Origin of the sequence: Mangrovimonas spongiae (assembly GCF_003944795.1) — a bacterium.
Lineage (GTDB): Bacteria > Bacteroidota > Bacteroidia > Flavobacteriales > Flavobacteriaceae > Mangrovimonas > Mangrovimonas spongiae.
This window is the reverse complement of sequence record NZ_RWBG01000004.1, coordinates 1-16,834: the sequence shown is the minus strand read 5'-3', so window position 1 is coordinate 16,834 and position 16,834 is coordinate 1. Positions and strand designations below refer to the sequence as shown.

The 16,834-nt window shown below is 32.1% G+C and carries 19 protein-coding genes; 6 read left to right on the top strand and 13 right to left on the bottom strand.

The window, feature by feature from the left end; genetic code table 11:
- Positions 1–50 precede the first annotated feature (50 nt).
- From EJA19_RS08975 to EJA19_RS08965, 3 genes are all read left to right on the top strand, one after another.
- A complete protein-coding gene (locus tag EJA19_RS08975; RefSeq protein ID WP_125468038.1) occupies positions 51–782 on the top strand; it encodes a sulfite exporter TauE/SafE family protein in 732 nt (243 codons plus the stop codon).
- Positions 783–931: 149 nt separating this feature from the next.
- A complete protein-coding gene (locus tag EJA19_RS08970) occupies positions 932–1,495 on the top strand; it encodes a hypothetical protein (RefSeq protein ID WP_125468037.1) in 564 nt (187 codons plus the stop codon).
- On the top strand, positions 1,492–1,932 hold the full coding sequence (locus EJA19_RS08965; protein ID WP_125468036.1) for a hypothetical protein: 441 nt from the start codon (positions 1,492–1,494) through the stop codon (positions 1,930–1,932). The genes EJA19_RS08970 and EJA19_RS08965 overlap by 4 nt, the downstream gene beginning before the upstream one ends.
- Before the next feature lie 15 nt (positions 1,933–1,947).
- On the opposite strand, the gene EJA19_RS08960 is transcribed toward EJA19_RS08965, so the two are convergent.
- Entirely contained in the window at positions 1,948–2,271 is a 324-nt protein-coding gene (locus tag EJA19_RS08960; RefSeq protein WP_125468353.1) for a hypothetical protein, read from the bottom strand.
- Positions 2,272–2,469: 198 nt separating this feature from the next.
- On the opposite strand from EJA19_RS08960, the gene EJA19_RS08955 reads away from it, so the two are divergent.
- Positions 2,470–3,897, top strand: coding sequence for an amidohydrolase family protein (locus EJA19_RS08955; protein WP_125468035.1), 1,428 nt, complete (start codon positions 2,470–2,472; stop codon positions 3,895–3,897).
- 15 nt (positions 3,898–3,912) lie between these two features.
- Here the strand turns inward: EJA19_RS08955 and EJA19_RS08950 are convergent, their stop codons facing one another.
- The 12 genes from EJA19_RS08950 to EJA19_RS08895 all read right to left on the bottom strand — a co-directional run bounded on the left by EJA19_RS08950 (position 3,913) and on the right by EJA19_RS08895 (position 14,043).
- Entirely contained in the window at positions 3,913–4,830 is a 918-nt protein-coding gene (locus tag EJA19_RS08950; RefSeq protein ID WP_125468034.1) for a DMT family transporter, read from the bottom strand.
- Positions 4,831–5,196: a DUF2255 family protein gene (locus EJA19_RS08945; protein WP_125468033.1), complete on the bottom strand. Its 366-nt coding sequence runs from the start codon at positions 5,194–5,196 to the stop codon at positions 4,831–4,833.
- Between the two features lie 14 nt (positions 5,197–5,210).
- Entirely contained in the window at positions 5,211–5,609 is a 399-nt protein-coding gene (locus EJA19_RS08940; protein ID WP_125468032.1) for a (R)-mandelonitrile lyase, read from the bottom strand.
- Between the two features lie 19 nt (positions 5,610–5,628).
- On the bottom strand, positions 5,629–6,849 hold the full coding sequence (locus tag EJA19_RS08935; RefSeq protein ID WP_125468031.1) for an alcohol dehydrogenase catalytic domain-containing protein: 1,221 nt from the start codon (positions 6,847–6,849) through the stop codon (positions 5,629–5,631).
- 11 nt (positions 6,850–6,860) lie between these two features.
- Positions 6,861–7,388, bottom strand: coding sequence for a cupin domain-containing protein (locus EJA19_RS08930; RefSeq protein ID WP_125468030.1), 528 nt, complete (start codon positions 7,386–7,388; stop codon positions 6,861–6,863).
- Between the two features lie 273 nt (positions 7,389–7,661).
- Positions 7,662–8,018 (bottom strand): cyclophilin-like fold protein, encoded by a 357-nt coding sequence (locus EJA19_RS08925; RefSeq protein ID WP_125468029.1) that lies wholly within the window; start codon positions 8,016–8,018, stop codon positions 7,662–7,664.
- Positions 8,019–8,183: 165 nt separating this feature from the next.
- A complete protein-coding gene (locus EJA19_RS08920; RefSeq protein WP_125468028.1) occupies positions 8,184–9,236 on the bottom strand; it encodes an alpha/beta hydrolase in 1,053 nt (350 codons plus the stop codon).
- Positions 9,237–9,243: 7 nt separating this feature from the next.
- Positions 9,244–9,813 (bottom strand): sugar O-acetyltransferase, encoded by a 570-nt coding sequence (locus tag EJA19_RS08915; RefSeq protein ID WP_125468027.1) that lies wholly within the window; start codon positions 9,811–9,813, stop codon positions 9,244–9,246.
- Between the two features lie 93 nt (positions 9,814–9,906).
- Positions 9,907–10,776 (bottom strand): helix-turn-helix domain-containing protein, encoded by an 870-nt coding sequence (locus tag EJA19_RS08910; protein ID WP_125468026.1) that lies wholly within the window; start codon positions 10,774–10,776, stop codon positions 9,907–9,909.
- A 186-nt stretch (positions 10,777–10,962) separates the two neighbouring features.
- Positions 10,963–11,628, bottom strand: coding sequence for a response regulator (locus EJA19_RS08905; RefSeq protein WP_125468025.1), 666 nt, complete (start codon positions 11,626–11,628; stop codon positions 10,963–10,965).
- Positions 11,629–13,266: a tetratricopeptide repeat-containing sensor histidine kinase gene (locus tag EJA19_RS08900; RefSeq protein ID WP_125468024.1), complete on the bottom strand. Its 1,638-nt coding sequence runs from the start codon at positions 13,264–13,266 to the stop codon at positions 11,629–11,631.
- Positions 13,267–13,302: 36 nt separating this feature from the next.
- A complete protein-coding gene (locus EJA19_RS08895; RefSeq protein WP_125468023.1) occupies positions 13,303–14,043 on the bottom strand; it encodes a DUF6263 family protein in 741 nt (246 codons plus the stop codon).
- Positions 14,044–14,412: 369 nt separating this feature from the next.
- On the opposite strand from EJA19_RS08895, the gene EJA19_RS08890 reads away from it, so the two are divergent.
- Both EJA19_RS08890 and EJA19_RS08885 read left to right on the top strand, forming a co-directional pair.
- Positions 14,413–15,090 (top strand): hypothetical protein, encoded by a 678-nt coding sequence (locus EJA19_RS08890; protein ID WP_125468022.1) that lies wholly within the window; start codon positions 14,413–14,415, stop codon positions 15,088–15,090.
- 130 nt (positions 15,091–15,220) lie between these two features.
- Entirely contained in the window at positions 15,221–16,579 is a 1,359-nt protein-coding gene (locus tag EJA19_RS08885; RefSeq protein WP_125468021.1) for a hypothetical protein, read from the top strand.
- Positions 16,580–16,834: the final 255 nt, after the last annotated feature.

Genomic DNA, 16,834 nt, shown 5'->3' with positions numbered 1-16,834 from the left:
TTGAGATATTAAATGACAAAAAAATTGTTACCAAAAAAACCTAGCCTAACATGAAAGATATTAACTTTATTTTTTTGCTATTGGCGCTAGGTGCCGAAATAATTGGCACCATTGGTGGTTTTGGATCATCGGTGTTTTTTGTGCCTATTGGTAATTTTTATTTTGACTTTTATTCGGTTTTAGGGCTAACTGCTATTTTTCATTTATCTAGTAATTTGAGTAAGATTTTCTTATTTAAAAAAGGACTAGATAAAAAACTATTATTATACATTGGTTTACCTTCTGTTGTTTTTGTAATTGTTGGCGGTATTTTATCTAAAGTACTTGATAGTGTTCTCCTTAAAATATTTTTAGGATTATTTTTGGTAGGATTAAGTTTGTTATTCCTTATTAAAAGTAATTTAATTCTTGCACCAAATAAAAAAAACGCCATTGCAGGAGGTGCTTTCTCTGGGTTTTCTGCCGGATTGCTAGGAACAGGCGGTGCTATTAGAGGACTTACTATGGCTGCATTTAATTTAGAGAAAAGTGTATTTATTGCCACCTCTGCTTTTATAGATTTTATGATTGATTTCTCGAGAACTTTTGTCTATTACAATAATGGATACATTCATAATCATGATTTAAAGTATGTCCCTTTTCTATTTGTTATTGGAATACTAGGGTCTTACATAGGAAAAAGGATTTTAAATTATATCCCACAAACTAAATTCCGAAAACTCTCTTTACTCTTTATATTTTTTATAGGGATTGTTACTTTAATACAACTAGCCGTTTCTTAAAGTTTAGCTTAAAAATACAACATGTCTCTTTACACATGGAAGTGGAAGCTTTTTTGATAAAAAAATATGGTTTCCAAAATTTGTATACAATCGTATTGTAAAAACACTACAAAACTTATAATATTACACCCTAAAATTAAGTGCATCTTATGAAAAAACATAAAGCCATTAGGTTTTTTGTAATTATCCTGTTTTTAATTTTACAAACTGTGTTTTTAACCATGATTGTAAAAGAAAAATACAACACAGGTGCCATAGATATAGTCCTAATAACTCTTGCTATTACAGGCATTATGTGGTTTGCGTACAAAGAGTTAGACCTACATCATGAAAAACATGCCTACGACAAACTTTTAGTGGTTGTTTGGGTTCCTGTTGGAGCACTAGCCTGTTATGCCCTAAATATTTATGCGGGTTTAGGAAGTGTTATTTCGGCAAGTGCTGTAGGTACCGTAGCCTCGTTTGTACCAATAATAAACAAATCGTCTAGTTATCTTAAAAAACTTCCTGCAGTAATTTACTGTGGCACTTTTATTGGTATGTCTAGTACTGAAATAGCCCCTTCTATAGGATTTGTATTATCTGCTGGAATTTTTGCAGGCGTACTTTTATTACTTTCAAAAAATCTATTCTTGGGTATTGGAGGTAAATTAGGAACCATTGCTTTTGCAGGCGTTGTTATTGCATCATTAATTTATTGGATTTTAAAATGAATACCTTAATTATTATCATAACTGGAATTTTAGGCGCTACACTTACTTTTTTTGTAAACGAGCATTTAAAACAGGGAGCTGTTAGGGCATCTGCACTACTCTCGTTAGCTGTAGGACTATTCTTTTTCTGGTTTCCAGACATCCTCAACAATTACTTAACTCAAAATATTCCTCCTGCTTTTATTGGCGCTTCTTTTATTGGCATGGTATCTTCCAAAGCTATAACACATTATAGTTGGTTAATTATTGCTGGAATATTATTTAGTATTATTTACCTAAATGCAAGTCATTTTTTTAATGGATATGGTGGCGCACTTGGCACATCGGCAGCTATTGCTTTATTAGCCACTTTAGGGATTCCTGTTACACTTTCAAAAAGAAAAAAGATAACCAATGGTATTTTAATTTTTAGAAAGTGGATTTTTAAAAAGAAGTAAGTTTTTATCGAAAAACTAAACACCTAAGCAAGAACCAAAATCTGGACAAATATGAGGCAAAATAATCCAGACATGAATAAAAAACAATACAATAAAAATCACCCCTACTACCAAAGCGTGTGTTATATAAATCTCATCGCCTTTTGGTTTAATTTTTGGCCATAATAAACCAAAGGCTCCTGTTGCAAATAATAAAAAAGGAACGCCTGAGAAAAAAATAAGAAATTTCAAACTAAATTGACCCTGTAAAAAGTTGTAAAAAATGTAACCAATAACTATTGATAGAATTAATAAAACCCAAAAAATCCTTTTTGTAATATTACCTTTAGTTGTCTTCATAATATTAATTTTAAGTTTTCCCACCCTAAAATACGCTATATCTAAAACCCACCAAATGACTTATATCACCCTAAAAAAGAAACATATACAAACATTTTACCGTATCTTTTATAAAACTTTTCGTTTGTGTTTTTAGTTTTTTGTAAATAAATTCACATGGTAAAAATTTATTTATCAACTCACAACTACATTTTTAAAATGAAATTATTAAAAAAACTCCTTAAAGCCACCTTCTTTATTATTAGTTGTTTGATTTTAATAATAGTAACTATCATTTTAATTGATGGTCAAAAAACCAGTTACCTTAATACAAATAAGCTTCCTGAGAAAAACACCTTCATCATTAAAAATGCAAATATTATTCCAATGAAAACAGATACTGTTTTAACTAATAAAATGATTTACATTAAAGAAGGTATTATTAACACTATTTCGCATAAAATTGACACAACCAATATTACTGTTATAAACGCTCAAGGAAAATACCTTACCCCAGGACTTATAGATATGCATGTACATATTTGGGATAAATATGAGCTTGGATTATATCTAGCCAATGGTGTTACTGCAGTAAGAAACTTATGGGGCATGCCTATGCACTTAAGGCTTAAAGAGGATATTAATAACAATAAAATTGTCACCCCGATAATATTCACTTCAAGCCCAAAACTAACCGGACCAGAGTTTATAGGTGACGATAATTTAAACTTAACTACCCCAGAACAAGCTAAAGAAAAAGTGATATCATACAAGAAAAAAGGCTACGATTTTATAAAAACCTATTATGGGTTAACCGAAAATATTTTTGACGCCATTATAGACGAAGCAAAAATTAACAACATAGATATTGTAGCGCACCCATCTCAAAAAGTTGCTTACTCCTATCATTTTAACCCTCAAATAAAATCAATTGAGCATACCGAAGATATCGTACAGCAACCATTAAACTATACATTAGACACCCTAATGCTAAAAAAAGTTGTTACAAGTTTTTCAAAATCGAAACATAGTGCTTTTAGCCCAACCTTAGTTGTTTACAACAACATTTATCAAATGCTTATTAACGATACTATTTTAAACTCAGAACAAATGAGCTTCATGAATCCGCTTATTAAAATGGTAGATGGTAAAGCTCAATTTAGTCGTTGGCATAATGCAAAACTTGAAGACAAAATGATTGTTAACAGAATAAAAGACCAACACGATTTTCATTTAAAAATAATTAAACAACTTCATGAAGCTGGTGTTCCAATTATTTGTAGCACTGATGCAGGTATTGGGATTACCCTACCCGGGTACTCTATCCATAAAGAATTATCCTTTTACAAAGAAGCCGGACTTTCTAATTACGACGTATTAAAAACAGCTACAGTAAATGCAGCTCAAACTCACAAAATTATGAATAACATGGGAACCATTGAAGTAGGCAAAGTAGCAAACCTCTTACTCGTTGATGCTAATCCTTTATCAAACCTCTCAACTATGCAAACCCCTAAAACTGTTTTTATAAAAGGAAAAAAACTGGAAGAAACCCATTTAGATTATTTTAAACAAAAGGCTAAAAATCGAAAAAATCTTATAGCTTCTGCTTTTAGGTACATAGAAAACCTAATGATTGAAAAATAATTAATAAAAAACCTACTAACCTCTTACCTTAACTAATCCTTTCGATTTCTTTTTATGAGTTACCATATACACCCCAATAACAACTAAAATAACAGCTAAAGGTTTATCCCAAGTAAATACATCTTGCCCCACAATCATAGCTACCACAGAAGCTATAATGGGCTGTAAGTTCATAAAAATACTTACAGTGCTTGCTTCTAATCGTTTTAAAGCATAAGGCATTAAAAAAAAGGCCAAAGTCGTTGAAAAAAGCAATGCAAATACCAAAAACAAATACGACATTACAGTAGCCTCATTAGTGTAAATAGCTTGATGATTCAATTCTTGAAAGCTAAAAGGGAAGGCAACTAAAGCCGACACTAAAAACATCCATTTAGCAATAGTAACAGGTCTGTATTTCATAGAAACTTTTCTTGTTAGCACTAAATATCCTGCATAACAAAACACACACATAAGTGAGAATAAAATACCTAAAAACTGATTTGTAGAAAGGTTACTCTCAGTATTATTTAAAACAATAATTAAGATAGCTCCAGAAATACTTAGTAATATTCCTAATACTTTTTTTATAGAAATAGCTTCTTTTAAAAAAATGGTGGACAACACTAAAACTACAACGGGAGTAAGCGCCATTAACAACGAAAAAATAACTGGTGTTGTATATTCTAGGGCTTGCGAAAATAAGAATTGTGTTCCCACGAACCCCATAAGCCCACCTATAAATATAATAGGAAAATCTTTTTTATTGACGCGTTCTTTTTTCAAGAACAAGCTGATGAGCCAAAATATAAGAACCCCAAAAAACATGCGGGTAATTGTATATCCCAAAGGCGTCATCCAGTTATCCATTAATGCTTTTGTAACTGGAATATTAAGACCAAAAATAGTATTTGCTGTTAAAATAGCTAAAAGACCTTGCTGTCTTTCTCTCATTTAAAAAACCTTAACTGTTGCTGCTTTTGCTCTATCACTTATCATGGAATTTAAATAAGAACTTGTGGCATACTTTTTCCTGTAAGCTTCGTCTATTTTTTCATTGATATGACCTAAAACAGGTTCAAATTGCACTTTTTTTTCTTTACCTGCTGCTTTTATTTTACCTGCTTTTTGAGATATAGCCGATTTATACCAACGCGAATTAACGCCATTGTAGGCTCTCACATATAAGTTTCCTTCAACCTCAACAGACCAAATCCACGTTAATGTACCATAAGTTTCACCATCTTCGCGAAAAGGAGCAATATGAAAATCGTTACGCTCTGCTATTTCTGTTATATCGGTGTTTGTTAAAGTATCCATTTTTTTATCATTAATTATTTTGAGTATTGTTCGTCTGTTACTTGTTCCATCCAAGTAACCACTTCTCCTTCAACTTCTTCTTGAACAGCAATATGGCTCATAGCTTTATTGGCTGAAGCACCATGCCAGTGTTTTTCATTAGGTTCGAAATACACGATATCGCCAGGACGAATTTCCTCAATAGGTCCGCCTTCACGTTGAATCCACCCTAGTCCAGATTGTACAATTAATGTTTGTCCCGCAGGATGTGTATGCCAAGCTGTTCGTGCGCCTGGACTAAACGTAACAAGAGCGGCAGCTCCTTTAGTGACGTTTTCAATATTTTGATATAATGGATCTACTATAACATCACCAGTAAACCATTCTTTTGGTCCCTTCATGGAAGGAATTTCACCATTTCTATAAATTTTCATTGTTATATTGTTTTAATTATTAAAAAGTAGCGGCATCAATTACATAACGATAGCGTGCTTCTTTGTTAACCACTTTTTCCCATGCTTCATTTATATTTTCGGCTTTAATAACTTGAATTTCTGGTTTAATACCATTATCCGCACAGTAGTGAACTACTTCTTGTGTTTCTGGAATTCCACCAATTAAAGACGCATTAAAATTAACGCGCGCAAAGGCTAACATTAAGTTGTTTATGGTAATCTCGGACTTAATAGGCATTCCTACAAATGTAAATGTACCTCCAGGTTTTAAACAGAAAATATATGGGGTTATATTAAATTCGTAAGGAATTGTACAAATCATATAATCTAGAGTTTTAGCATAAGCTTGCATATTTTTAAATGCTTCATCTACAACAATAACTTCTTTAGCTCCCCAAGATTTAATATCATCAACCTTATCTGGAGACGTCGTAAATGCATAAACTTCTGCACCTTTAGATACTGCTAGCTTCACTGCCATATGTCCTAATCCACCAATACCAGCAACTCCAACTTTTTCACCAACTTTTAATTGTGCATCCATTAATGGGGAATATGTTGTAATACCCGCACATAATAATGGTGCTGCTTCTTGAAAGCTAATGTGTTCTGGAATATGAACGGCAAAATGATCTCTTACCACTATTTTATTAGAATAACCGCCTTGAGAAATCCCTGTAGGTTCGGATTCCAATGGGTAACCATAAGTAAAAACGGTTTCGCCGCGATCGCAAAAATGCTCTTCACCAGCTTTACAACTGTTGCACTCCATACAACTATCTACCATACAACCAACACCTGCTCTATCACCTACTTTAAACTTGGTTACATTTCTTCCTACAGCTGTAACAACACCAACAATTTCATGACCAGGAACTTGTGGATATTGTTGTTTTCCCCAGTGTCCTTTTTCTTGATGAATATCTGAATGACATATACTAGCAAATTTAACGTCGATTAAAATATCGTCATCGCCAACAGGTCTACGCTCAAATTCGTAAGGACTTAGTTGCCCGGATTCATCTGTAGCGGCATAGCCTCTTGTTTTTATATTTTTTGTTATATCTATCATGCTAGTATGGTTTTCCGCGTTAGTTGATTCATCTGCAAAAGCTTTCATAGTTCCTCCTAACACCATTCCTGCTCCAGCTATTGCTGATGTTTGAATAAATTGCCTTCTAGAGTGTGATCCGTCTAGTTGTTTATCTTGTTTTTTCATAATATCAAGTATTAAAAGTTATTATATTGCTCATCAGTAACCGGTTCTAGCCAATCAACTATGCCTTTTTCCGTGTTAGGTACTATATACATTTGTTGCAATGCTTTGTTTGGACTTGCCCCATGCCAGTGTCTTGTATTTGGCGGACACTTTATAACATCTCCTTTTTTCATAATCTGAATAGGTTCACCTTCTATTTGATGGTAGCCTTCACCATCAGTAATAATTAATATCTGACCTCCTGGATGTGTATGCCAGTTACTTCTAGCACTAGGCTCGAAATATACATTCCCAACTAAAGTTGTAAACGTTGAATCCATAGCTACCAAACCCGTATTATAGGCATTCCCTGTAAAAAACTTGTCGGTCCCTTTTTGTCCTTTTGGAAAAATAAAATCTGTTTTAGAATCTGACATTTCTGTAGTTACAGAATTAGCAGCTTCTTTAAGGTCTGTGGTTTCTACTTTTTTAGGGTGTTCTTGACAACTCTGTATTAGCAATGTTGACAAAACAGAAATTGTAAGTATTAAGTTTTTCATAGTATTTATTTTTAAGTTAATTATTGTTTTTTATAAGATTCAAACTCTAAAGCTCAACCTTTAATTAAGGGAAATAAGCATTATTTTATACTTAAACCATCTTCTTCAAGACGCAAATAAACCTCACAAAAGGCTTTATTTAAACAACTTAAAAGACAAAACTAAATTACAAAAAACATGACAAGAAAGACTTAAAACATTCAAACTTATAATTACAATATTCAAACCAACAGATGAAATTTAGATCTGTTTGTTTATGTTAATTTCGATATATTACTCTTCTAACAATTCAAAAGTTACTTTTTCATTCCCCACATTTTTCAGCTTTTTAATACCATCACCATGTATTTTTCCAATACTTATTAACCCAGAAGAATAACTAAAATCTTTATAAAAAATCGCCACATCTCCCCAAGGGGCATAGTAAGTTATATCTCCTGTTTTTGGCTCATATCCTGATGGAGCGCCTTCTTTTGTAAGTTTTTCTTCAGGATAAAAAATCTTTTCGTTACTGGCATAATCTTCTAATTCTGTTGTTATGGGCAACATAGAAATAAAATCTCTTGACGTTGGATTATCATACATAGTAGCTGTAAGCTCTACATTAGAAAAAGTGATTTTTAGCTTCATATCTTTTATCGTTTTTTGCTGCACAACATCTTCTTTAAATTCAGCTTTTAATGCTAAAAAACTTAAAACAAGCCTAAAACTGAAAGTTGAATCAAAGATTTCATTGCAAACACCATCTTATATTTGATTAAAAAAATGGCTCTAAATATTTAGAGCCATATTGTATTATTTTAAGTTTTCCGTAAAAAATGTTTCCAACTTATCAAACGGAATCACATCTAACTGATCGTATAAATCTGTATGCACTTTGCCAGGAATAATCATTAGTTCCTTTGGTTCTTGTGCTGCTTTATAGGCATCTTCGCTAAAGTATTTTGAATGCGCATTTTCACCAGCAATTAAAAGTATTGGTCTTGGGGAAACCTCTTTAATATACGTTAAAATTGGCATATTCATTAGAGAAAACGCATTGGTTTTTGTCCAAGAGCTATTAGAATTTATGGAGCGTGGATGAAAGCCTCTTTTTGTTTTGTAATAATTAAAATACCCTTGTACAAACTCTGGCTCATTACCTTCAATTTTTTCAGGCAATCCTAATCCTGACAATTCTGAAGTTCCTTTTTCTGCATCCACCCATCTTTGTTGGCTCATTTGCTCTAACATTTCCGAACGCTGCTCTGGTGTTGTAGAATCAAAATACCCTTTAGCGGTTACTCTAGACATATCATACATACTTGTAGTTGCTACAGCTTTTACACGCTTATCAACTGCTGTAGCGTTTAAAGCGAAGCCTCCAAAACCACAAATACCAATTATTCCTATTTTTTCTCTATCAACATTTTCTTGCAAGCCTAAGAAATCTATTGCTGCACTAAAATCTTCAGTATTGATATCTGGTGAGGCTACGTGACGAGGTTCGCCACCGCTTTCTCCTGTATAAGACGGATCAAAAGCCAACACCACAAATCCGCGCTCTGCCATTTGATTAGCATACAAACCTGAAGCTTGCTCTTTTACGGCACCATAAGGTCCGCTAATTGCTAGAGCTGATAATTTTCCTTCTTTATTCTTTGGACTGTATAAATCACCAGCCAAAGTAATTCCATATCTGTTTTTAAATGATACTTTTTCGCGAGTTACATTTTTACTCAATTCAAAAGTATACTGATCTTTTTCTGTACTCATCTCTTTTTGATTTTCATTTAAATTTTGACCAGACACTTTCGCAAATGAAAGCGTCACGGCCATTGTTATTAATACTAAACTTCTCTTTTTCATGTATTTTCTATATGTTTTTTATAATTTTCGCAGGAATACCAGCCACTACAGTTCTATCCGGAACATCTTTAGACACCACAGCTCCTGCCGCTACAATAGCATGCTCACCAACAGTTACTCCTGGTAATATTGTTGATGCAGCACCAATCCATGCCCCTTTTTTAATATGAATTGGTTTTCCTATCAATGCCTCTCTAGATTCTGGATCCAAAGGATGTGTTTCAGACAGAAGGTTAACTCTTGGACCGATCATAACATCATCATCAATGGTAACTCCACCTAAATCTAAGATTTGACAATTTTGATTTATGAATATATTCTTACCAAGTTTTAGATTTTTCCCGTAGTTGACACTAAAAGGTGTATATATGGTTGTAGTAGAATCAATTTCGCTTTGGATAAGTTTGCCTAAATGCTGTCTAATATCATTAATAGTTTTAGAAGCATTTAAATCTGCTAAAATTGCTATAGCGCGCTCTGACTGTTCTGGCAACTTATAATATTCTGGATCCTTAAAAGAAACTGTTTCCCCAGATAGTATTCTATCAAAAATAGTATTAGTGTTTTCTGTACTCATATCTTCAACTTAAAACTATGGTACAAAGATACTTTCGCTAACCTATTACCGGATAACGAAAATCAAATCAAAAATTATAAAATTCAAACTTATTTAAACTCTAACCGTTTTAGGCGTTAACCCAGTTTGCTTTTTAAAGAAATTATTGAAGTACGTAGGATATTCAAACCCTAAAGCATAACCAACCTCACTAACATTCCAATTTGTATGTTGCAACAACGCTTTAGCTTCGTTAACTATTCGCTCGGTAATATGTGTCGATGTCGATTTTCCTGTAACTGATTTCACTGCTCGGTTTAAATAATTAACATGCACCGATAATTGATCTGCATATTGCTGTGCAGTAGTAAGCATTAATGGCGAATCTGCTGTCTCAATAGGGAATTGACGCTCTAGAAGCTCTAAAAAGACCGATGTTAAACGTGATGCTGCATTAGCATGTTTCTCAGCCTGTTCTGATGGCTGCATTTTCATGGCTTCATGTAGAATTAACTGAATATAATTTCTGATTAAATCGTCTTTAAAGGAATAATCTGTTTGTTGTTCTTGCATCATTTTCTCGAAGATACCATTCAGAAACAAACGCTGCTCTTCAGTTATTTTTAAAACTGGTGTTCCACCTAATTTAAACAAAGGTGATTGCAACAAGCTATCTGATCGTTCTGATAACTGCAAAAACTCTTCAGAAAACAAACATGTATAACCGACATAAGTTGTAGAAAGTGTTTCCCAAGAATATGGCACATGCGGATTTCCAAAAAAGAGAATAGTTCCTTCTTGCTCGTAACTTCTGTCTGCATAGTGAATTATACTCTTACCTGTAGTTAGGCAAATTTTATAAAAATCTTTACGACTGTAAATTTTAGTAGCACTACTATCTTCTTCGATTCTAAAGACATTAAAGCCTTTTAACTTTAACTCACTATTAAAAGGCGATACCGAACGTTGTGTTTTTGTTTTCATAATACAAAATTATGAAATTCAAACCAAATTTTTATTTAAAAGTTACTTCTAATATAATTACCCCATAAAAAAAGCGCCTCCGTAAATTACGAATAGCGCTTACTATTTTGCCCCCTTTAACTGACTAATAGTTACACAAATCTATAGACTTTAATTAATAAATACTTACGGGTTTCCGTAACATTATTAAATTATTCCCATATCTTTTGCAATAGCCACTAAATGAATGGAATTGTTAGCTTGTAATTGTATTTTTAATTTGTTTAAGCGTTTTTCTATACTACTTAAACTACTTGGTGTTATCTTTTTTTCCTTAAACTGTTTACTAATTTCATCTTGACTAAGCCCTAAAGCTAATTCATTTAGTAACAATACATCAAAATCATCAATTTCGTTAACTTCTTGCCCATTGACTGCCGTTTCTACTGAAGGTGACAGGTAGGTACTATTTTTATTCACAGCTGCAACAGCTTGTTCTAACTCCTTAAGACCATATCGTCCTTTACAAACATAGGCTTTAGCTTGGTATTGATGTATTAAACGTCGTATGCGTTGAATTTTATCTTCTATCGAATACACAATGACCTTTAAATCTGGCCAAGTCATATTTACAGTCATGACAAGATCTTCGCCGTTTTTTAGTTTTTGCTCTCTGTGGTCTTCTTTAAAGGACAAATCTGTAATAAGCAAATCGAAAGGTTCCCCGTCTTGCTCGGCACGTTTTAGTTTTAATATAGCTTCATCACAATAATGTGCATACACAACATTTTGCGTATAGCCATTTTTAAGCATGGCATTAACCCCTAGATTAATACTCATTAAATCATCAACAATTAATACTTTTTTAAACATTTATATGGTTATTTCGGCTTTAAACCCTTTACTAGGCATAATGTCAAAAGTAAATGTTCCATTACAGTTTTTTATACGGTTTTCCGCATTTTGAAGTCCGCTGCCTGCTTCAATCTTTCCACCAACACCATTATCGGTATAGGTTATTTTAGTTTTTTTTCCTTGCTGTGTAAAGTTTAACACCACTAAAGTCGCTTGACTATGTTTTCGCATATTAACTAGCAATTCTTGTAATACACGGTATAGTGTTATTTTTTTATAGTTTGCTAACGCTTCCCACGACATTGCAGAAAGACCTTTTACCAGAATAGTAACTTGAGCTGTTTGAAAACTTACAATAAGATCCTCTAAAGTCTGGATAAAGTTATTGTCGACATTAATATCGCCTAAATCTTTTGAAATATCTCGGGTTTTAAAATACATGGCTTCCAAATTGTCTAACACATCATTATTAGGATTTTTTTGAATGGTTGCCATAAGCTTATACACATCATTAGCAACTTCATCGTGAACACGTTTGGCAATATTTGTTTCGGTTTGATAAATATTCTTCAATGTATCCTTTTTGTGCTTTTCACGATAAACCAACAGTATGGCAATAGCAACAACAACAATAATCCCACCAACCGCTTGATAGATAGTTTTTAAGCGTTTTTGGCGTTCGGCAATTAACTCTTGTTGTTTAGCTATACGTTTTTGACGTTCGTAGGCATATTTTCTAGCAATATATTTGTTTTCTGCGGCTAATTGGGTCGCTCTTATACTATCCAACAGTTGTCCGTATTGCGTAACCAAACTATCGTTATTAAGTTTAACATACCATGACAACGCTTCCTTTAAGTAAACTGTTTTTTGTGACTGATGCGCCATTTGTAACATTGTATCCAGATACGTTTTGGCCAAAGCTATTTCATTATGATGAACATAATGTTTTAATAAGTGATTATAGGCTGTAAACACACCGGGCTTATCGTTTAATTGTTGCCGTAGACCTAAAGATAATTTTAGCTTTGTTATAGCAGTTGTATCATTGAGCTTAGATAAGGCTTCTCCTAAATTACCTAAGATTCTAGCTTTATTTTTAGGATTATCTAAGTTTAAACTTTCTTGATAGGCCACATGTAGTATTTGTCGAGCTTCCTTATAACGCTTTTGCTTAATATAGATGGTTCCTATATTATTCTTTATGATATTTCTTCCTATAACAAAAGTGTCTACCTCTAAAGCTTTATTGTAATATTCTAAAGCAATCTTAGGATTATTTAAGGCCTTATAGACTCTTCCCAAATGGTTGTACAATCGCAACTTATCTGCATTAACCCAATCTCCTTGTTTGCCCTCTAGTAATTGAAGTGCTTGTACTGCGGAATGTTCACTATCGTTTAAAGCGCCTAACCGATTTTGAATTATAGCTAAATTAATATAACCATATACCGTATGTTGTGCCTGATTTTGCTCTTCTGAGTGGTTAACATAAGCCCTGTAAAATTCATAGGCTTTAACAAGTTGATCATTGTTTTTTGAGGTTTTCACCACATTATAGTAATACGACAAACTATCGGACAATGATTGGCCATAACTTACCGTAGACACTAGTATATAAAAAAAAGAGAACGCTATAAATTTGGGTAATTTCATAGCCCAAAATTACAGTATTTTTTCACACTAAACCCTTTAACCCTTTGTAATCTTAGCCACCATATTAGTCGTGGCATCTTGACCTTGAACTGTCATGGTCATATTAATTTTTGATTCTATAGGCATTCCTGATTCTCTATCTATATCCATAGCCCCAGTAATATCACCTTCGGCAGCTCCTGTAACATTTCCAGAAATATCTATTAAAACATTTTTTAAAGAAATAGATTTCACTTTATAAGTAAAGTTAAAATTCATTGCACCATCAGTGGTTGTTTTTGTCCAAGTATCACCTACTCCAACAGCCTCTTTAGGGTAAACAACATTATTAGATTGTTTTGCAAAATCTTCTGCGCCTTCAATATCACTAGGATCAACCGTTGTTTCTAAAATATTACCTAAGTCATCTCCTTTAGTCATAATTGTAGCAGATAACATAGGATCCATTTTAGACTTCATCATTTTTCCTGTTTCACTTAACTCGTCTTCATTTTTTGTTGAATCGTACGATATACTCATCCCTGATTGATTCATCTCCATAGCCATTTTGGTAATTTTCGCACTACTTTCATACGTATTACCTGAAACGCTAGTAATGTTATATTTCATTTGAATGTGCATATCGTTTGTCATTACACCAACACCCATAACCTGAGCCATATTCATATCCATAGTGTACTGTTGGCCTTTTTCATAGTTTAAACGAAGTAGTACTTTTTCTTGTGCTGTGCCCACTATTGTTACCCCTAACAAAAGTGCTAATAAAATTTTTTTCATTTTTTAATGTCCTGTTTAGTCGTTTAAAGAAGCTAATATAGGTAAAATATAAAGGGATTGTTTAAAATATATAATTACACATATTTTTTGTTAATGAGAGTAGGTGGTTTACAATATGTTTAAACATTAAAACCAAAGTATAGATATTGAATTTTAAAAAGTAAAAGTCGATTGGTTTTAGATATGATTAATACTGAAAGTGTATTTAAATACGCATTTCTACGTATTGGTAAAATGTTATAATTTTTATATTTTGCTAACTGAACGTTAACGATAATAAAAACTCTCGTTTTACCTAGCAAAAAGTCTGGATATCGTGACTTTTTATGTTGATATAACGAGTTGTGTGCAAGCTGAAAAAAACAAAATTTGAGTAAAGACGAGAAAATTCAATCATTAATTAAAGAAGAACTAAAATCTGAAAGTTCAAGAGAAAAATACTTGAACATTTTAGACCACAGAATTGATGACAACAGAAAGTCAATGGGAAAACATTTTCTAGTTTTACTATTGACAGCTTTAGCATTTCCGCTTCTAATGGAAACTAAAATATCGGAAATTTCGATTGGACCTTTAAAAATTATTGACAGTAAAATTGCTTTAAGTCTAATTCCGACTGTATTCACGTTTGTTTATTACAAATATTTAATGATTTGGTTTGATTTAGTTGAGCAAAAAAGGACTTTTAAATTACTGACTGCGGAATTATTTGGCATTGATGTGAAATCATTCTTGAATGACAGACTAAAACCATTTTCAATAACTGACTCGATTGACAAACATCACTCTCAACGGAAATTAGATTCAATTGGTTGTATAACTTACTTCTTCTGGATTCCGACAGGATTTATCCTAATTCTATTCCCATTTGCATTTGAATTTTATTTAATAAAAAAAGTATTTGAAATTTTAAACCCTAAATCAATATTTGAATGGCTATTATTTATTGCACCTATTCTTATTGGATTATTTACAATATTAATGCTTATTCAAGTAATTAGAAATGACCTAAAAAAAGATAAAGCCAGCACACAACAACGTGTATAGCTCATTGCGGCTGAATTCCTAATCGGAATTCATTGCAATTTGCTATCTTTAGGTTACGGCGGAAAATCATAGCTGATTTTCCGCAACGAGCCATACACAAAACCGTTGGTAACAATATGACAACAAACATATGAACATAATAAAAAAGCTTTTTATAAAACTAGGATTTGGTAAAAATTCCAAAATGATTCAAACCGAATTTTTAGAATTAAAATCTAATCTTACATCACTAGAGGAAAGTATTAAGACCATTTCTGAAAAGAAGAATTCTGAAAACATAAAAACAGAACTTTCCTATATAAAAACTAATTTTACTAGTCTAGAATGTTCAATAAAAAATATTGAAAATAATAACAAAATCAATCAAAATGAAAGGAAAATAATAGAAAACGAATTAGTGAAAATTTCTCAACTATTAAAACCTAAAAAAACCATAACAAACGAATTTAAAATTATTGATACGATTTCTAATAAAAGCCTTTTCTCATTTAACAAATTAAATCCAACTGATAACTTATCAATAAAAAATTCAAAAATAATAGATGATAAACCAAATAGAATTTTACAAGCAATAGGTAGTATTCCTGAATTTTTATCTGGCGGTTTGTTAGCGAATTCATATGTTTTTAAGTTCCCAAGTGGAATAGCAGGCTCTGTAATGCAAATAGGTGGTGGACAAGGAACTGCGATAATGAATGGTGGACAAATTGTAAAACACGGTGCTTATTTTTCAAATTTATTATTAGCTGCACCATTATTAGCTTATAGTGCAGGAAATATGATAATTAAACAACACTACCTTGCTAAAATAAACGCTAATTTAGAGAAAATTGACAGGAAATTAGATACTCTCATTGATTTTGAATTTATAAAGAAAAATGCTGAAATTGAAGCAATGATAATTTTTTTCAAAAGAGCATTTAGTGAATATGATTTGATGAAGGATAATGAAAACTATAGAAATGCAATGTTATCAAACATAATATCTCAAAACATTAAAATTTATGAACTGATTCACTTTTATAAAAATGCACTAAAAAAAATTGAAAAAGACAGTACTACAGAATATCAAAAAAATATAAAATATTATTTTTCACTTCAGGAATTATTTGTTTTTGGTAAAATTTTAGAGTTTAATTATGCAAACGAATATAACCCTATTATAATAAACAATGTCATAAGTGATTTTAAAGAAATGAAAAAAGACTATTCAAAAATTTTTGCTAGCCTATTAGACAATCAAGATGAGTTATTTAAAATTAACGTGGATAATTTTAAATGGTATGATTGGTTTATTGGTAAAGAGAAAAAGAAAGATGAAATAGTTGACGAAATAATTATAAAGTATAATTATGTATACGAAATACAGAAAGAAAATAATAGCAATTTTGATATAAGTATAGATTTATTAAAAAACTTATTAAGTGATATTGAAAAACCAAAAGAATTCTTAATAGAAAAAGGTAAATTGTATGAAATAAATGAATAAAATACTGTTACCAACAACGTGTATAGCTCATTGCGGCTGAATTCCTAATCGGAATTCATTGCAATTTGCTATCTTTCGGTCACGGCGGAAAATCCTCGCGGATTTCCCGCAACGAGCCATACACAAAACCGTTGGCATACATACAAAACAAACTGACCAAATGAAACAAACCGAAAGAATTCTTGGAGTATCAATAATCGTATTAATGTCATTAAGACTGTTTTTTAATTATTCTTTTTCATCGCTTCTAATAAC